17 protein-coding genes and 1 other RNA gene are annotated in these 17,423 nt (G+C 50.4%); 3 read left to right on the plus strand and 15 right to left on the minus strand.

Annotated features, from left to right (window positions below):
• Positions 1-4 precede the first annotated feature (4 nt).
• The 7 genes from AAGR08_RS04010 to AAGR08_RS04040 all read right to left on the minus strand — a co-directional run bounded on the left by AAGR08_RS04010 (position 5) and on the right by AAGR08_RS04040 (position 7,450).
• A complete protein-coding gene (locus AAGR08_RS04010) occupies positions 5-991 on the minus strand; it encodes a hypothetical protein (protein ID WP_345828678.1) in 987 nt (328 codons plus the stop codon).
• Positions 988-3,282 (minus strand): AAA family ATPase, encoded by a 2,295-nt coding sequence (locus tag AAGR08_RS04015; protein ID WP_097096374.1) that lies wholly within the window; start codon positions 3,280-3,282, stop codon positions 988-990. The genes AAGR08_RS04010 and AAGR08_RS04015 overlap by 4 nt, the downstream gene beginning before the upstream one ends.
• 263 nt (positions 3,283-3,545) lie before the next feature.
• Entirely contained in the window at positions 3,546-5,870 is a 2,325-nt protein-coding gene (locus AAGR08_RS04020) for a phage/plasmid primase, P4 family (RefSeq protein WP_345828680.1), read from the minus strand.
• A gap of 14 nt (positions 5,871-5,884) precedes the next feature.
• On the minus strand, positions 5,885-6,208 hold the full coding sequence (locus tag AAGR08_RS04025; protein WP_097096376.1) for a DUF5375 domain-containing protein: 324 nt from the start codon (positions 6,206-6,208) through the stop codon (positions 5,885-5,887).
• On the minus strand, positions 6,205-6,429 hold the full coding sequence (locus AAGR08_RS04030; RefSeq protein ID WP_097096377.1) for a hypothetical protein: 225 nt from the start codon (positions 6,427-6,429) through the stop codon (positions 6,205-6,207). Before AAGR08_RS04030 ends, AAGR08_RS04025 begins: the two co-directional genes overlap by 4 nt.
• A complete protein-coding gene (locus AAGR08_RS04035) occupies positions 6,426-6,965 on the minus strand; it encodes a host cell division inhibitor Icd-like protein (RefSeq protein ID WP_097096378.1) in 540 nt (179 codons plus the stop codon). The genes AAGR08_RS04030 and AAGR08_RS04035 overlap by 4 nt, the downstream gene beginning before the upstream one ends.
• 218 nt (positions 6,966-7,183) lie before the next feature.
• Positions 7,184-7,450 carry an AlpA family transcriptional regulator gene (locus AAGR08_RS04040; protein ID WP_097096379.1) on the minus strand — a complete coding sequence of 89 codons (267 nt, stop codon included), beginning with the start codon at positions 7,448-7,450 and terminating at the stop codon, positions 7,184-7,186.
• Between the two features lie 628 nt (positions 7,451-8,078).
• On the opposite strand from AAGR08_RS04040, the gene AAGR08_RS04045 reads away from it, so the two are divergent.
• On the plus strand, positions 8,079-8,348 hold the full coding sequence (locus AAGR08_RS04045) for an ogr/Delta-like zinc finger family protein (RefSeq protein ID WP_345829857.1): 270 nt from the start codon (positions 8,079-8,081) through the stop codon (positions 8,346-8,348).
• A 238-nt stretch (positions 8,349-8,586) separates the two neighbouring features.
• On the opposite strand, the gene AAGR08_RS04050 is transcribed toward AAGR08_RS04045, so the two are convergent.
• The 5 genes from AAGR08_RS04050 to smpB all read right to left on the minus strand — a co-directional run bounded on the left by AAGR08_RS04050 (position 8,587) and on the right by smpB (position 13,238).
• Complete coding sequence (locus tag AAGR08_RS04050; protein WP_345828682.1) at positions 8,587-9,687, minus strand: protein kinase; 1,101 nt, start codon at positions 9,685-9,687, stop codon at positions 8,587-8,589.
• 9 nt (positions 9,688-9,696) lie between these two features.
• Entirely contained in the window at positions 9,697-10,944 is a 1,248-nt protein-coding gene (locus tag AAGR08_RS04055) for a DUF3644 domain-containing protein (protein ID WP_097096382.1), read from the minus strand.
• Positions 10,941-12,155 (minus strand): integrase domain-containing protein, encoded by a 1,215-nt coding sequence (locus AAGR08_RS04060; protein WP_345828684.1) that lies wholly within the window; start codon positions 12,153-12,155, stop codon positions 10,941-10,943. Before AAGR08_RS04060 ends, AAGR08_RS04055 begins: the two co-directional genes overlap by 4 nt.
• Positions 12,156-12,348: 193 nt before the next feature.
• Positions 12,349-12,711: a transfer-messenger RNA gene (ssrA, locus tag AAGR08_RS04065) on the minus strand.
• Positions 12,712-12,755: 44 nt separating this feature from the next.
• Positions 12,756-13,238 (minus strand): SsrA-binding protein SmpB, encoded by a 483-nt coding sequence (gene smpB / locus AAGR08_RS04070; RefSeq protein ID WP_097096384.1) that lies wholly within the window; start codon positions 13,236-13,238, stop codon positions 12,756-12,758.
• Positions 13,239-13,397: 159 nt separating this feature from the next.
• Between smpB and AAGR08_RS04075 the strand changes: the two genes are divergently transcribed.
• Both AAGR08_RS04075 and AAGR08_RS04080 read left to right on the plus strand, forming a co-directional pair.
• Positions 13,398-13,832: a type II toxin-antitoxin system RatA family toxin gene (locus tag AAGR08_RS04075; RefSeq protein ID WP_097096385.1), complete on the plus strand. Its 435-nt coding sequence runs from the start codon at positions 13,398-13,400 to the stop codon at positions 13,830-13,832.
• Positions 13,825-14,115 (plus strand): RnfH family protein, encoded by a 291-nt coding sequence (locus tag AAGR08_RS04080; protein WP_097096386.1) that lies wholly within the window; start codon positions 13,825-13,827, stop codon positions 14,113-14,115. The genes AAGR08_RS04075 and AAGR08_RS04080 overlap by 8 nt, the downstream gene beginning before the upstream one ends.
• Before the next feature lie 51 nt (positions 14,116-14,166).
• Here the strand turns inward: AAGR08_RS04080 and bamE are convergent, their stop codons facing one another.
• The 3 genes from bamE to nadK form a co-directional block, all read right to left on the minus strand.
• Positions 14,167-14,514: an outer membrane protein assembly factor BamE gene (bamE, locus tag AAGR08_RS04085; protein WP_097096387.1), complete on the minus strand. Its 348-nt coding sequence runs from the start codon at positions 14,512-14,514 to the stop codon at positions 14,167-14,169.
• Between the two features lie 187 nt (positions 14,515-14,701).
• Positions 14,702-16,363 (minus strand): DNA repair protein RecN, encoded by a 1,662-nt coding sequence (recN, locus tag AAGR08_RS04090; protein ID WP_345828685.1) that lies wholly within the window; start codon positions 16,361-16,363, stop codon positions 14,702-14,704.
• An 85-nt stretch (positions 16,364-16,448) separates the two neighbouring features.
• On the minus strand, positions 16,449-17,327 hold the full coding sequence (nadK, locus tag AAGR08_RS04095) for an NAD(+) kinase (protein ID WP_097096389.1): 879 nt from the start codon (positions 17,325-17,327) through the stop codon (positions 16,449-16,451).
• Positions 17,328-17,423 lie beyond the last annotated feature (96 nt).

Genomic DNA, 17,423 nt, shown 5'->3' on the forward strand with positions numbered 1-17,423 from the left:
AACTTCATAGGATTTCGATCTCGCTCTCTTGGAGCCAGCCAGCAGCAACAACGTTTCGCTTGACCAGTGCCGGCTGAGGTGTGTATACGACAATCGCTAAGCTATTTTCAGCACGACTACACGTTACGTAGAGAAGCCTGCGAGTACGAGCCAGTGCGTGGTCCTTGCCATCACGCTCATTGTTTTGATCAGTTTTTGTTGGTTCTTTCACACCCAGCAATTTGTCGTAGCTGAACAAAAAGCCGTCTGCCTCATCATCGTTGATGACAACCATAACTCGAGGGAACTCGAGTCCCTTTACGCCTTGGTGCGTACCATAGGGTGAAAGGCCATCTGTATAAGTTGTAAAAGCTGCCAGCTCCGAAAATGGGCGCTCAAGAAATAGCTGATAGGCATAATTGGTTATCGCGTTCGTATCTTCAGGATCGGGCGCTTCTCCAGAAGATTCAAACACCATTGCCTCAACCAAATTTTCTGGTACATCAAGCAGTTGAGTTTGCAACAGAAGCGTTGCAACTTCGCTCAGTGTTGGATCGTTTCTTTCGAAAAGAGAGAGCAGGGCGTGCGTCGCGTCCTCTATACGCTGCATGTGGGCCGATTGATCCACTGTTGACTGCATAGCGTCCTTGCTGAGCAAGGAGGAACGAGATCGTACTGCTTCAAGCAGAAGGAAGTGATCGTCCTTTGCGGTAAGGATAGGAAGAACGCCTTCGCTGAAAACGCGAAGTGCGGTCAGGGTTCCATCCAACAAGCCTGTTTGAAGGTGCTCAACTGCGTAGAGGGGCGTAAACAGCTTTTCGAACCCCATCCGCCGTCCAGCCATCTTATGTTCGAGAATCAATGTCTTTCGGCCTTTAGGGCCGGTAGCCTCGACGAGTGAGTGGGTTTTTCCTGAGCCCGCTCCTGCGTAAAGAAAAAAACTCTTCGGATCTGCCAGATTCAGACAAGCCTGCATAATTGTGTCGGCATCTGCGACAACTGCTTCGCTCATGACGTCACCTCCGCGCCCTCGGGCGGAATTACCAGAAGCTCTTTTTGCTTGCTTCGCAATTTGGACTCAAGCCAGTTGAGGCCTTCGATGATGTATTCAGGGATTTTGAGGCTGGGAAAATCTTTGTCGCCCAAAACAAGCAACACAAACTCTGCTTTCTTTCCTTCGCGTAATTCTTTGAAAAAACCTTCTCCGACGGCTTCTGATGTTTGCGCCTCATTCAAAACTTTTACGAAAGCCTTCATCAGACCAGTACCATTTGTCTTTTCCGCAAAGTAACCAGCGTTGCTAAGCACAAAGCTGTCTTCAAAGGTATTTGGAAGAGCTTGTATTTCTTCACCAGTAGCGGGCAGATGGGTTGAAATAGGAGTTTGATAGGCTATGCGTACAGAGTACAGGTCGTCGATTTTGTGCTCTTTTTGGTTCGCTGGTAACTCAAGCAGTTCATTCACTGTGCTGCCCAGATGCATCAGTTTCATCCAGCTCCGCAATGTCGGATTGTTCGTAATCTGATCTGAGTTTCTTTGCACCGGTTTTGCAGCTTTATTAAGCCCTGCATCAAGGTCTGTAATAACCAGGGTGAGGATGCCAAGGGCGTCAATTAAAGGCCTTAATCGGTGTGCGTGACTGCCACCGATATCGAGGGTTGTGATGTAGCAGCGGTCAAGGAATGGAAACTTATTTCGCAAAAAATGCGGCAGCATCATTCGCTCTGCTGAACCCTCTACCAATATGACGGCATCGGCGAAGAATATATCTGCATGCTGTGCCCGCAGATACCTGGTAACGAACTCCTTCGTCTTTGTTCCTTCACCGAACACGTTAGAGAGATTAGAGACCGTCGACACCGGTACACCGATATCATACATCCCGGCTGGAAGTCGCCTGAAATACCTAAGATTCTGGTACTCCACTTCATGTGTTACATGGCTGGAGTGAGTGCTCACCAAAAGCTGAGTCTTCAGATTTGGGTAGCGTTCAAGCAAAGCGTCTCGACATAGAACTTGGTAAGCGTGCCGCACGAACACTTGCTGCACTTGAACATGAAGGTGGGCTTCAGGTTCTTCAATGAGCACGAGGTGGATGGGCTCGACGCGGTCTATTACTTCCGTGCTGGCTGCTCTGGTTTTTCTCAGCCACTCGTCCCTGAAGCCCATCAGCCGGAAAATCATAGATATCAGGTTTTGATATCCTAACCCGTTAGCGGTCTCTGGTAAATGAAGAGGAGGGGATCCAGGGGCACCCTGGATTGAATCCAACTCAAAAAGGACGGCCGCTTCATGGTTCATGCCGTCGGTTGTTGCTAGGCGACTTGCGACTTTAATGCGTGGGTCATTACGGCCTGGGTAGCCCAATCCCTCAACCTCTCTAATAGCAGGTTCGAAGCTGCTACTAAGCCTCGTATCGAATGCCGATTGAGCTGCTTCTATCGCCCGCAACGCTTCGAGGTCTGAGACATCTGGGCTGTCACCTGGGTCAAGGTGTCGGGAGTAATAAGATCTGAGTTGTTCCGAGAGTTTTTGAGCGCCGCTGGGTCTAATGTAATCTCCCTGTTTGTCGTCAGAATGGTCGCCGAATCCCCGCTGTGCATTGATTTCATGTACTCGAATTAATCCACTGAGAGGATTGCTTTCCAAGGGATGGGCAGTAGGGCTCAATTGCTGCATTTGCGCCATTCTAGTCGACTTGTTAGGCTTTTTAAGTTGTTGCGGATCTAGGCGGTACCAACGTATTTTGAATTTATCTCCCAGCCGACGGGTCAGGTAATCATGTAGGCTCTGCGGCCATAGCTTCAGCGGCCTACCGGGTGTTTCTTCCATCTCTAGAGCATCCTCAAGCTCTACAACCCTCGTGCGCTCCTTACGATAGTCAGTGTACAGCGTATTCATATCATCAGGTTCAAGCAGAAAACGCATTCCCACTAGCCCCCCGCGCCACGCAAAGTTGGGTATGAGATCCCGGATGTAATGAAACTCCCCTTGATCTGCCGACACCCAGATATCCAGACTAGGGAGCCAGTCAGCCCAGTCCTTGGCTGTAGGGATTTCATAGTTTTCCGGCGCGTTCTCCCACACTTTACCAATCTCATCCAGCTTGGCGAGATGACAAAGAGTCAGATCCTGGAGCCGAAAAGCTGAAGCCTTAGAAACCAAAAATCTCCGTAGTGCCAGCATGGCAGAGGATTTGCCGCTGTTGTTTGCACCTACAAGCAGCGTGGTCTCGTTAGCGAAATCAATTCGCACAGAAAGTAGCTTTCGGAAATTAGATATCTCTATGTGCTGGATGTACATGGGCCGTCCTTGAAAGCCTAAGTAATATCAATTTGCCATCAGTAATATATCTTGTCGCCTATAGCAATCAAAAGAGATTAAAATGGAGGCACTGCTCTAAATGTACGCACCCCGCTCATAGCAGACTCGATTAATTTAAGATGTGGCAAGCGAAATTCTCTTGCATAACAGAGAATGTGTTTTTTATATGCATCTGGATGAATTTAACGCCTATAACGAGCGCAAAAAAAACCGGCTTTCGCCGGTTCTAAATATTATGAGTTTCAGGTGGCATCACACTTGGGCAGCCAGTCAGAACTGCTTTCCTCAGTCAGATCAAGATTGGTCTGCATCCCCAGCTTCGTGCGCCGCTTCAGATAATGATGCCCGTACTCGCGCATAATGCTCTCCAGCGACAGACTGAACATCTTCATGCTGAGCGGATTCCTGTAGCCGTTCGCCTCCATGTAAGCCAGATAGGCATGGTAAAGATAGCGTCTCGGCTGTAAGGGCCTGATGCTGGCGTTCCCCATGTAAAGCGAAGTAGGTTCCGGCGTGGTGAACAGATAGCCGCAGAAGTCCACCATCGGATCCGCGTCGCGCTTGATGCGCATCGCCTCATCGGAGTTCTGCTGCGACTGAAGCAACGTCCTTGCGTCCTGCGGCTGGCTGAACTGCTGCATCAGCTGGCGCACGATAACGGCCAGCTCGCCGCTGATTTTTTCCTTCAGCTGTGGGTCGCGTTCGTTTGCCGGGATAATTTCCGGGAAGTGCAGAATAACCCGGCGGCGCGACACGCCGCCGCTGCGGTCGGTGAAGCGCATGGGATTGTTGTTTACCGCCAGAATCACCGCCGGAATGTGCGTTGAGTAGGCATCGCGGTATTTCGGGTCCACGGATACCGCGTCGCCGCCGGTAATCGCTTTAATGCCCGCGCCGTCGCCGCTCCACTTCTCCTGGTCGGGCAGAATTATCAGCGAGAAGCCAATCACCGCCGCGCGCTCGCGCGATGACTCCAGCGTCTCGATGGTCGCGGAGGTGGTGTTGTCCGTTCCGGCCAGCATGGTGGCGATTTCGGCCATGATACTTTTGCCGCTGCCGCCGGGGCCCGTGACCTCCAGAAACAGCTGCCAGTCGTAGCGGTTTGCCAGCACCATAAACAGCGCGGCGAGAATAATATCGCGCTTTGCCGCGTCGCGTCCGGCCGCGCGGTCCAGCCACTGCCAGAAGTGCGGCGCGTGGCTCGCCAGCGTCTCACCCTTGACGGGCGGGGTAAAGTCCACCTCGCTGACCGTGCGCAGCCAGAAGCGTTTGCTGTGCGGGCTGAAGCTGCCGGTGCGCGTGTCCAGTACGCCGTTGCGGAAACCTATCAGGCGGCGCGCCGGGTCGGACTGCTGCGGCAGCATCAGCTTCAGCGTATCCACCACGCCTGAAATCTTGCCCGCCGAGAACGGCGCGCGCAGCCGCTGGAACAGTTTCGCTACGTCGCGCTCAAACTGCTTACCCGAAATGACCTTCCACGCGCCCGCCTTATAGCGTGACAGGATTTCGCCGCTGGCATCCACCGCCAGCGCATTGCGGTAGTGCTCAGCAACGCGCTCCGCTTTTTCGCTGGCGCTCATCGCCGAAAACTCCGCTTCGCTCATCACGTCAAACGGGCAGGCGGTGGCGGGCGCGGCGGCCTCAGCAAGCGCCTGCTTTGTCGGGACGTCGCCGTGCTGCACAAAGGCGTCGTTCCAGTCGCCGAACACGGGCGGCAGCGCGACGACGGCGTTACTGACATCAGCGGCCTTCTTCGCCTTGTCCTGACCGTTGCCGTTAAGGTCGCGGTCGGCGGCAATCATCAGCTGCAGCGTGGCGTGCTTTTCCCGGGCAAGGCCAGCCAGAGAAAGGAGGTTGCCCGATGAGAGCGCAACCCACACCTCATCACCGGTCAGGTTGTGCACCGTCAGGCCGGTCGCGTAGCCCTCTGCGAGCCAGATGCGCTTTGCAGGCTTAGCGCTGCTGAGAACGTGGCAGGCGCCTTTCACCTGTCCGCCCTTGAGCGTGCGCTTCTCTCCGCTGGCATTGATGAGCTGCACGTTAACCAGCCGGCCGCTCATGTCGTGCAGGGGCACAACCACATCGCCGGTGCGGTAGGTCGTTAACGCCACCTTATGCGCCTTTGAAAGCGTAAGGCACGCCTGCTCTGGCAGCCCCTTCCGGGACAGATAGGCGTTGCCCGCCGCTTCCTTTGCCGTGCTGACCAGCTGCTGCGCCAGTGCAGCCGCTGCGGCGCGGGATGCCTCGTCCGTTTCGGGACCGGCTGCGGTACTGTTGCCGGCCGCTACCGGCGGCAGGTTGCCGGTCAGGTCGTTTACGCGCGCGGCGGCCTCTCTGAACGTAATGCTGAGCGCCTTTTTCACCAGGTCCATGCCGTCACCGGCTCCGCACTGATTACAAATCCACGTGCCGCGACCGTCCTTATCGTCGAAGCGAAAGCGGTCCGTTCCCTGACAGACCGGGCACGGCATGTGGCGGTTTTTGATTACCTTCACGCCCAGCGCGGGCAGAATGCGGGGCCAGTGGCCCCGCGCAGCGGTGGCCGCCTCTGATACGGTCATTTTCATCGTTCTGTTCTCCCTCAGTGCAGCACCGGGGCGTCTGTCATGCGCCCGCAGAGTTCATCCATCATTACCTGGCCGAGAAAGCTCAGGCGCGGGGCCGACTTCAGCGGCCCGGTGGACAGCAGGTCGTCCAGCAGCGCGCAGGCAATTTCCTGACCGCGCAGGCGTCCGTGCTGGCGCAGGTAAAAGCCCTCCAGCTCGGTTTCGATAATGTGCTCAAGGCGCGCCAGCGTCAGGCCGGGGTAGCGCTGCTGCTCGCGGCAGACGGTCAGCCACGCGCAGGCGACGGCGCGGCGAGAAAGCGCGGCGCGCAGTTCAGGCGAAAGGGTGCGGTCTTTCATGATTCATCCTCCGCGTTCATCCAGTTGTTCTGGCAGCGCGTCACCACGTCATCCAGCTGCTCGGTGATGAGAAAGACCAGCGAAGCCAGCTGCGCGCGCTGAGCGGGCTGCGGCAGTTCGTGGCACTCCTGAAAGGCGGTCATGTCGCTGACGAAGCGCCCGGCGTTACGCAGGTGCTCAAGGCGTACCAGGTCGGCGTGAGAAATCGTGGCGTGAGTCATGCGCGCACCTCCCGGACCGGCAGGCGGGCGGCAAAGGACAGCACGTAGTCGCGGGCCAGCAAAAGGCGGGCGGCGCGCTCATCGGCGGCAACGGTGCGGAGCATATGAATATGCTGCTGGCGCTCGCAGCGGCGCACGGCGGCAAAGACGAAAACAAACTGAGGGTATGGGGAATTAAGGACCGTAGCCATGATGGCAGTCTCCAGAGAGTAGCGGTTATCGCTACCACCGGAGTTCCTACACTCATGGGTGGTAGCCCGAACGGGGGTAGGAATACCGGCCTCAATGGATACCGGCCAGCCCGAAGGCTGCCCCGCCCGGGCCACCATTACGCAGACGGCGCAACGGATACAGAACCGTTGCCCGAAAAATGGGTGCACTGAGGCTTGGACACAAAAAAAGACGCATGGCGCGTCTGGTGTCGCCATTGAGTAACTCGGGTTCCTACGCCCGGCTGCCGATTTTGCGACAGCGGATTTACTGTACCAGGGAATGGCCCCGGCGCGCAAGCCGGAGGCAGCAGTTAAAAGTGACATCAGGCAACCTCAGCAGCTGGCGGGAGAAATGTCGCCACGGGAAACAGTCCGGATACCGGAGGGCGGGACGCCTGCACATTGCAGGCTTAAGGCTGGCTTCGTTGCGCGAAAGCGCTGCGGCTGTAGCGGTTTACCCATCCCGGCGCCAGTCACATGCACAGGCGGCACTGTATGCGCGACAGAGGGTTCGCGTGATTTACCTGCACGGTTTAAAAACCTCATGCGGTGCGCTCCTGACCGCGTGCTGCAATGCGATCGCTCATCCAGACGCTGATTTCACTGGCGAGCCATGCCACGTTCTTGCCGCCAAGCGACACCTGCGCCGGGAAGGCGTTGCGGCTGATAAGGTCGTAAATGGTGGAGCGGGACAGGCCGCAGACGTGCATGACTTCCGGCAGCCGCAGGAAGCGGTCATTTAGCACCGGGTTTACGGGTAAAGCCGGGGCCGCAGGAGCGGAGGAGTTTGCGGATAATACGGTGTGCATGAGCTACCTCTTATTGAGTCCGTGGTGATACGGACAGATACGTCCGGAGTCGGGTAGCTCTTTATTCTCAGCATATTTACTGCCAAAGCAACAAGGCGAGATGGTGCTGCGGCTGGCACAGGCGCGCAAAAATTAACCGCCTGTTTTTTGCTCAGGTAAATATAGGGCAATATAGACCAATAGTGCTGAGATGAATTATGCAAATCGTTTTCAATGATTAATTATGTTTAAACCAATCGAAATAAACACTCGATAAAGTTTATCTGCATAAAAAGCCAGGTGAAGCATGGTGAACACTGGGTGAAGGGATAACCATTAATTGTTCACCCTTTAATATACTGTATTTACTCTCTTTTTTATTAAGGTGAAGAATGGTGAAGGATATATATAAATTTAAAAGTTGAGCAGGGAGCCAATATGTCACCTTGCCGCCAGCCAGAAGAAGGTCATTTTGTCTGGGCCATCACACAACGCCATCCGATAGCTCGACTGTGCCAGCAACGGCACAATGCATTCACCGGAGCCGCCATTGGCTCTCCCCCTACAAAGAAAGCTAACGATAACGGCTTTATAAACCGTAACTCCAGCCTGGACGGGGACTGGCGTTAAACAGAAGGAAAAAAACGTGATGGCAATGAAATGCCCTGAATGCAGCATGACCGCACACACGCGTACCAGCGAATATCAGACAGGTACGTTAAAAAAGACGTGGTATCAGTGTCGTAATATCGACTGCTCCTGCACGTTCACTACTCTGGAGAGTCTGGACACCATTATCATGAAACCGCAGAAGGTAACTGAAGATGTCCCCGAGAAAGAATTACCGCCACAACGGCAGACGCTAAACCGTTATGGATCAGCCAGCAGACTATCGAACCGCCAGAACGCCCCCAGCTGAGTTTTTATCAGCCACACTTTACCGGTCATCGTGCCGGTTTTTTACATCCCTTTTCTCTGGCCAGCCTGAAGCGCATGAGTGCATGCCTATGCTGCATGAAAACGCATGAATAAATGCAGCTGACTTAATGCAATTCAGGCCAGCAGTGGCGCGGCCTGAAGGGACTCATGCAACCGCATGATAACTGCTACATAAAGCGGGCAGGCGTGGCGGGGGTACGAGTGCGCGCTGCGGGGGATCACTTACCCTCAATCACTTTTTCAAGGGTAGTCTTTAGCTCAGAAATTGAAGGGCGATTCGTTGGCGTATAACTTGTGCAAGCTGAGATTATTTCGTCCAATAACTCAACATTCTCAAGCTTACAGTAAGTTGATATTAAGGCCTCAGGACGGTCTAAGCGGAGTTCTCCAGCTATGGGGAATCTATTTCCACTTAATAGAGCCCATAATGACTTTGCATAGCTATATACATCTGCATGTGAACCTGAGTTTTCAGGGGAGTTGCTTAACATTTCCGGCGCATAGTAATGCAATGATCCCATCTTAGTCCCTTCCTTCGTTACTTTTTCCTTATCAGGGAATGTTGCAATGCCGAAATCACCTAAAGCCCATTTGTTTTGATGAATAAGAATATTGTCCGGCTTAATGTCTCGGTGGAATATGTGGTTTGCGTGAAGTCTTTCAATGGTTATACAAATGTCAATCATGCCTTTTAGAATACTCAGGGGAGTTGACGAGTGTTTCTCGAAATAGTTATCTAATGGAATGGCTTCAGGCATAGTAAACCAAGCTAATCCATCATCATCCAAGTTTGAATAATTGCTTATTATGGGTATTGTGTGAATGTTGCTGTCATTGATGGCGGCTAGTTTTTTTAATGTAGCGATCTCATCATTGAATCTTGATAAAGATATGCCTTTGGCGCGTCTCGCGATTTTCATTACGTGGAATTTATTATTCTCATCCCTCGTTTTCCAAACTACTGCATTCCCTCCATTTCCTATCTGACGAAGTAAAAAATGACCTGCGACTGATATTCCCTGTAGGGTGCCATGATTATTAATGTCATTAGGAAGACGTTCAAAAAAACTAATCATAGAATTCAATGATGAAGCTGAGATTTGTATTAATTTGCAAAGTTTGTTTTTTGAGCCTGATGATGATATTGCAAGTTCAACCTCGGCAAGTGCTCGAGTTCGACCGACTATGACCCCCCAGTTTTGTATTTGAACATTTCTAGCCATTCCGGAAACCATGCCTCCGGGTTTATAGTGAGAATTGATTTCCTCTAAAGCCTGTAAGAAGCCCCAGTCTCTATCTAACCGAAAATAGCCACTCATCATTAATCCTTAATATGCACGAATATTATGTAGTGTAACTTCATCGTTGAGCTGTTCTTTTAAATATACAATCCAATCATTTGTATAAAGGTAGTTATTGAATCCCAAAACAAATCCAGAGTAAGGTCCTTTGAAGTCAACGTTCACTTCTATCGGTCTGGCTTCGAAAAATTTCCAGCACTTGGTATGCAGTGCCATATTAAAGAACTGATGTGTGTCCTTTATCTTTAATACGATGTCAGATGGCTTATGTATAAACGGAGTCCTTACTTCCTTTATAAAGGTTATTCCTTGTTCATATTGCTCTTTTTCTTCATCATTAAGCTTCCTAAAGTTAACAAACTCTATTGATAAATCTGATGTGGAGGCGTGGTTTCCAATTTTAGGAATTAAAAAGGCTTTGATACGATACTCTTGACTCTCCAATGTTTCTTGGTCTAGCTCATGATGTTGGGCACTCATAAACTCCCTCACAACGGAGTAGTTTTGTGATTGGAATTGTTTTAATGCTTCAACCTTAGCTTCGGTAGATGCTCGGCTAAGTTGCATAGATACAGCTAGGTTTACCAGCAAAGCATGCTCATCGCCAAACTCTTTAGTAATGATATTTTCAAAATTAGTTAACGCTGCTTGACATTCCCCACTACACATCAAGTCAATTACAGGTAAGAAACGATGTTCAATTTTATTTCTAAGGCCAATTAAGAAGTGAAGATTCGACTTAATTGGAGAGGTTGTGCCTGGCCAATATTTCTCTGTACATTCCTTTAGTTCCCATGCTTTTTCTTCTCCATCTATGAATATAGTAACCCCAAGTCCATCTTTGTAAAAGTAATCAACTCCATTTTTCTCAAATATGGCGTGAAACAACGATGTGAAAGCTATGTTCATGTTCACTATAAAACCATAAGTTTTGAATTTTATGGTTGGGTTGTTATAGGTGGAAACAGCAAGCACTGCAAATTCTTTGGCTTTGTTAAGAAGGATCCCCTTTCTGGAGTAATTATTCGACAGTGTCGATATTTGACTTAGTGTTGCTCTGAAGTCATTTTTACTCAAAAAAAGAATACCATTGGTTATATAATCTTCACCTTCTCTTTGGAAATAGGTGCTAAGCTTTTTTGATATATGTGTTGAGCAGGTTTTCAGTGACCACGTGCTTGCCGCTGACAACTCAGTCAACTTAAAAGTGGCTCCTTCCTTTTCCTTCTCAATTAGAAAGTTATATGCTAAATCTATTTTTTGATATTTACTCATTTCGGCTCCCTTTTAAAGAAATCAATTGAATAAATGGCGTCGCCCCACCAACTCATTAACTCGGTTCGTTGCATTAAATATGTTGTTCGGTTGTAGGCTTTTCTGACCTCATTTTTGTCGCTATGAGCAAGTGCAGCTTCGATAACATCAGAGTTGAAACCCATTTCATTCATGGCTGTACTAGCTATTGAACGTAAACCATGTGCAACTAACTTGCCTCCATATCCCATTCGTTTCAAAGCGGCGTTAGCCGTCTGGCTATTCATTGCTTGCTTCGGATCATTCCTGCTTGGAAAAACGTATTCTCGATGTGAACTAATTGGAATCATCAGTTCAAGAATATTTAAAGCTTGAGTCGGCAACGGAATGATGTGCTCCCGCTTAGCCTTCATTCGTTCAGCTGGGATAGTCCATAGTTTTGCATCGAAATCTATCTCAGCCCAGCGCGTCCCTGAAGCCTCCGAAGGCCGGACAAGAGTAATTAGTTGCCATTCAATCAGGCACCGTGTCGAAACTGAAAGATTTGATAAGGCTAAAGAGCGCATTAATTTTGGAAGTTCTTCTGGCCTTAAAGTTGGCATATTTTGTTTTTTAGGTTTCTCAAAAGCCATGCCAATCCCAGATGCTGGATTGGCATCGATTAGACCTGTATTTACAGCATAAATCATTATTTCGTTTATACGCTGCACTAATCGGCGAACCGTTTCTAAAGCACCTCTGGCTTTGATGGGTTCAAGTGCCTCAACTAACGTTCTGGCTTTAATTTTCTGAACAGGTATTTCACCAACGGCAGGAAATACATCTTTCTCTAATGAGCGCCAAATATCTTTCGCGTAATCAGGTGTGACGCTTTTGCTTTTAAGCTGGAACCAGTTAGCAGCGACAGTTGAGAAAATGCTATCCAGAGCAATCTGATGCTGCTCCTCTGCAACCTCTGCCTGTACTTGCGGATCGATCCCATTAGCTAATAGGGAAAGATAATCCGCTCTTAAGCTACGGGCATTGGCAAGTGAAAGGGCAGGGAAGGGCCCTAATCCGATCATGGTCCGTTGCTTCGTTACCGGGCGTTGATAGCGAAAGCGCCAAAGCTTTTTTCCACTGGTTTTTATGACCAGAAAAAGCCCATCGCCATCATGCAGGGTCATATCTTTATCATCTGCTTTAGCGCGTTGAACTTCTGTGTTGGTTAATGGGCGCGTAGTCCTTGCCATGTCTGTATTTCCTGCATGAATTGGTATACGGAATTGGCATACATTCTAGCGTATACCAATTCGTATACCAATTATCACTGGATTCAGGCGGATCGTCTCGGAAGATTACAGACACAAAAAAGCCCGCAGGGCTTGTGCCGTGCGGGCTTCTAGGACTTCTACGGATGACTCTGGAATCATCTTCGAAGGATTTTGGTGGAGCTGGCGGGAGTTGAACCCGCGTCCGAAATTACTACACCGTCGGCACTACATGCTTAGTCAGTCTTTACATTCGCCGGCCAGCTGCGGACAGACACGCCACTGACAAACTAGCCTGATTAGATTTAGTGCTTCAACCCCAGGCAAGGCATCCACACGATCTCTTTTGGGTTTGACCTCTCTTGATCCCCGTCTTAAGAGCGGAAGCTAGGGAGAGAGGGCTTCAAAGCAGGTTATTAAGCTGCTAAAGCGTAGTTTTCGTCGTTTGCGACTATTTTTTTGCGGCTTTTTACGAGGCAAACCGCCCCTCGGCATGCTCCTAAGGCTTCACAATCCCGTCGAGTCCAGAATCAGCCCCAAGAAATTTCTATACTACAGAAAACAGACGTTGAAATCCAGCGCTTAACGCTTTGAATTCTTCATGATACGTGCTTTATCCATTTTCCATTCACGTTCTTTAACATCGTCACGTTTGTCATGTTCTTTCTTGCCGCGTGCCACGCCGATTTTCAGTTTGGCCCAGGCATTTTTCCAATACATTGATAGTGCAACCACGGTAAAACCTTCGCGGTTAACACGACCGTACAGCGAATCAAGTTCGCGCTGGTTCAGCAGCAGCTTACGGTTACGCGTGGGATCACACACCACATGTGTTGAGGCAACGGCCAGCGGCTGGAAAGTCGAGCCGAACAGATAAGCTTCGCCATCGCGCAGCAGTATGTAGCTATCGCTGATGTTAGCCTTACCGGCACGGAGTGATTTGACTTCCCATCCTTGTAACGACATACCCGCCTCAAACTCTTCTTCAATGAAGTATTCATGGCGTGCGCGTTTATTGAGGGCAATAGTGGCTGAACCGGGTTTGTTAGCTTTTTTCTTTGTCATAGTGCGGCGTAGTCTACATCACTCAGTTTATGGGCGCATCCCCTGTCCTGCAGGGCGGTAAAAAACACTCCATTTTAGCACACCAGGCAAAGCCGTGAATTTTTGTTTGGTGACCGAAAATGGTATTATTCAATGGTTTTGTGACGAACAGGAACCATTATGGCCCAGATTAGTCGTTCAGCGCTGGTCCCTTATAGCGCTGCGCAAATGTACCGTCTTGTGAATGATGTGGACGCATATCCTCAGTTTCTGCCGGGCTGCACGGGCAGCCGCGTGCTGGATAACAACGGAGATCAAATGACTGCGGCGGTTGATGTCTCGAAAGCGGGCATCAGTAAAACCTTCACCACCCGCAATACGTTGATCAGTAATCAGAGTATTTTAATGCAGCTGGTGGATGGCCCATTTCGAAAATTGACAGGCGGTTGGCACTTCACTTCATTAGGTGATGATGCTTGTAAAGTTGAGTTGAATCTCGATTTTGAATTTACCAATATGCTGGTTGAAATGGCATTTGGCCGTATCTTTAAAGAGCTTGCTAATAGCATGGTGCAGGCGTTCAGTCAGCGCGCGAAAGAGGTTTATCGTGCCTGATATCAGCGTCGAGGTGGTTTACGCGTTGCCCGATAAGCAGTATTTGCGCTCGATAAAAGTGGCAGAGGGCACAACGGTTGAGCAAGCCATTAACGCATCGGGTTTGTTGTCGCTACGTAAGGATATTGACCTAAATAGCAACAAAGTTGGTATTTATAGTCGCCCTGTGAAGCCAGGCGATGTTGTGCAGGATGGGGATCGTATTGAAATCTATCGTCCACTGATCGCTGACCCTAAAGAATTGCGTCGTCAACGTGCAGAACGTTCCGCTGAGAAGAAATAGCTGAGATTAAAACAAAAAAGGCGCCCAGGCGCCTTTTTTTATGGTGTTCACTTAGCCTTCGCTACCAGAGAGCTTTGGTTTGTTATCAATGTTGGTCAACGTACCATTGCTGTCGAAGGTCAAGGTCAGCGTCTGCTGTTTAACGCCTTCATGGCCTGGTTCCTGACGGAACACGTAATACCAAACGTTGCTGCCAAAGGGATCATGCATCATCGGCGTGCCAAGGGTATAGGCGACCTGCTGCTGCGTCATACCGTTATGAATCTTCGACACATCGTTGGCGACCAGGTAGTTCCCCTGATTGATATCCGGACGATACACAACGCGCTCAAGGGTGGAACATCCGGCGGTCATCATCAACATTACTACTGCCGCGGCAGTCAGCGTTTTACAGCGCATCTATACATTCCTTTTCTGGGGCCAAACGCCTTTCAGCAGGCTATTTTTCTGCCATCAAATTCTGAACTCTGCCTGCGGCAGGCTTTATCACTCGATCTTTATAACAGCCGATGATAATAAACCTTTTCGCTATTTGAAACCTCTACAGAGCAAGCATAAGACCACCAGTCGGAAAAAAAGTGCGTTATCAGGCGGCTAAAAGTTCTTTAGCGTTAGCCAGCGTGTTACGCGTGACTTCGCTTCCGCCCAGTAAACGGGCCAACTCTTGTAAGCGGGCACGTTTGTCCAGCGGCTGCATATGGGTTTCCGTCATCGCACCATCTGTTTCTTTGCTGACATAGAAGTGCTGATGTCCACAACCGGCAACCTGCGGCAGATGCGTTACACACATCACCTGCGTTGACTCACCAAGCTGACGGAGCATTTGCCCCACGACAGCGGCGGTTGGGCCGCTGATGCCGACATCCACTTCATCGAAAATCATCGCTGGCGTTTCCATTTTCTGGGCGGTGATCACCTGAATCGCGAGAGCTATACGCGACAGTTCACCACCTGAAGCCACTTTACCTAGCGGCTGTAAGGGTTGGCCTGGGTTAGTGGTTACGCGAAAATCAATGCGCGTCGCGCCATCAGCGGTGAGTTGATCGGCATTGAACTCCAGCACAATGGCAAACTGGCCGTGCGGCATGGCTAAGGTGCGCATGCTTTGTGTGATCAGTTGGCTCAATTCCTGCGCCGAATGTTCACGCAGTTGATGCAGTTTTTCCGCACTGGCTAATGCTGCCTGATGATGGGCTACCACCTCAGACTGCAGAAGCTCCTGGTCGCTCTCTTGCTGCGACAACTGCTCCGCTTCATCAAGCAGTTGCTGGTAAAGAACGGGTAAGGCTTCAGGGGAAACGTGATGCTTACGCGAAAGGGCAATCTGTCGTGACAGACGTTGCTCCAGTTCATGCAGACGGTTGGGATCGAGATCCAGACGTTCACAATAATGGCGCAGTTCGTCGCTGGCTTCACTGAGCTGAATTGCCGCTTCTTCCAGCAGATTGAATACGCCGCTGACTTTATTATCCAACGTCAGCAGCTCACCCAGCATATTGCGAGCGCTATACAGCAGGCTTTGCAGATTCGTGTCATCACCATCGGCCAAGATTTGGAGCGCCTGCTGGCTGGTCGAAAGCAGTTGGCCGCTGTTTGCCAGGCGTTTGTACTCTTCATCAATCTGTTCAAATTCGCCTGACTGAGGGGCAAATTCATTGAGTTCTTTTAATTGATACTGCAGCAACTCACGACGCGATTCGCGCTCTTGTGAAAGCTGCTGATGCTGCGCCAATGCCCGGCAGCTCTGATGCCAGCGCTGGTAATGCTGGCGCATCTCAGCCAGCACGCCATCATGTGCAGCGTACGCATCCAGCAGATGTTTTTGATGATCCGATTTCAGCAGCAATTGATGGGCATGCTGGCCGTGAATTTGAATCAATAATTGACCCAATTCACGTAACTGCGACAACGGCACCGATGTGCCATTGATAAAGCCACGCGACCGTCCGTCGGCACTAATCACGCGACGCAGCAGGCATTCGTTTCCTTCATCCAGCTGATTTTCTACCAGCCAGCGTTGCGCTGAGGGGGACGATTTCAACTGGAAGCGGGCGCAGATATCCGCGCGACTGGCACCCTGACGCACCATATCTGCTTCAGCGCGGCCGCCCAAACACAGACCCAGCGCATCGATTGCGATGGATTTACCTGCGCCGGTTTCTCCCGTGATCGCCGTCATACCACGATGAAAGTCGATCTCCAGTTCACGAACGATAGCAAAGTTACTGATGGTCAATTGTGCCAACATAGAATCACCTGTATGTAAAAACAGATATGGTTTTACATACAGTATAAACTGGTTTTTTATACAGTAAAGTGCTCAGCGGTGATTTTCAGAACAATTTTTTTGACCAGCCTAGCTTTGAACTTAACGTATTAAAATAGTTATAGTTTTTTGGGTGGATGAGGTTCAAATGATTGGCGCTGCGACGAATGAGGACATCTTCACCTTCCTGGATTGGTAGGGCGATCTGGCTGTCGCAGCTGATCTCCAGATCGCTACGCAAAGATGAAAAGCGCAGGCGAATCGTACTGCTGCTATTGATCACCAGCGGACGCGCGGAGAGCGTATGCGGGAACATCGGCACCAGGGTAATCGCGTCCAGCGATGGCGTAAGAATAGGGCCGCCAGCCGAGAGCGAATAGGCTGTTGAGCCGGTTGGCGTAGAGATAATCAGTCCATCGGAACGCTGTGAAAAAGCGAAAACCTCATCAATATAGACTTCAAATTCAATCATGTGCGCCACTTTACCGGGATGTAGCACGACCTCATTGATGGCGCTGCCAATTCGCGGTGAACACGCTTCCTTGCACACCTGCGCCTCCAGCAAGAAGCGGCTTTCAACGAAATAGTCGCCCTGCAACACATCATCAAGCTGCTGTTGTGCGTTGTCTGGATCGAGATCGGTGAGAAAACCGAGATTGCCACGGTTTATGCCGATGACTTTGATGTCATAGCGCGCCAATACGCGTGCCGCGCCGAGCATATTGCCATCACCACCAACAACCACGGCTAAATCGGCACGTTGGCCAATGTCCGCCAGGCTGCCGGTTTCGGCGTTTTTTAAATCCAGCTCGCGCGCAATCTGCTGCTCAACAATCACCTCATAGCCCTTCGCTGTTAGCCAGCGCCAGAGCATTTCATGGGTGGTTAACGCCGTAGGATGACGCGGATGACCGACAATCCCGATGCAGTTAAAGTGTTTGTTCATTTAGCGCGAGTTCCTTATAAGCCAAAACGGCCAGGCAATGTGATGGGTTTACTTGAAACCGTCAAACTGATCCCCATAATAAGCCAACCAGCGAGA

Source organism: Pantoea sp. BRR-3P (assembly GCF_039621635.1).
GTDB classification, from domain to species: domain Bacteria; phylum Pseudomonadota; class Gammaproteobacteria; order Enterobacterales; family Enterobacteriaceae; genus Pantoea; species Pantoea floridensis.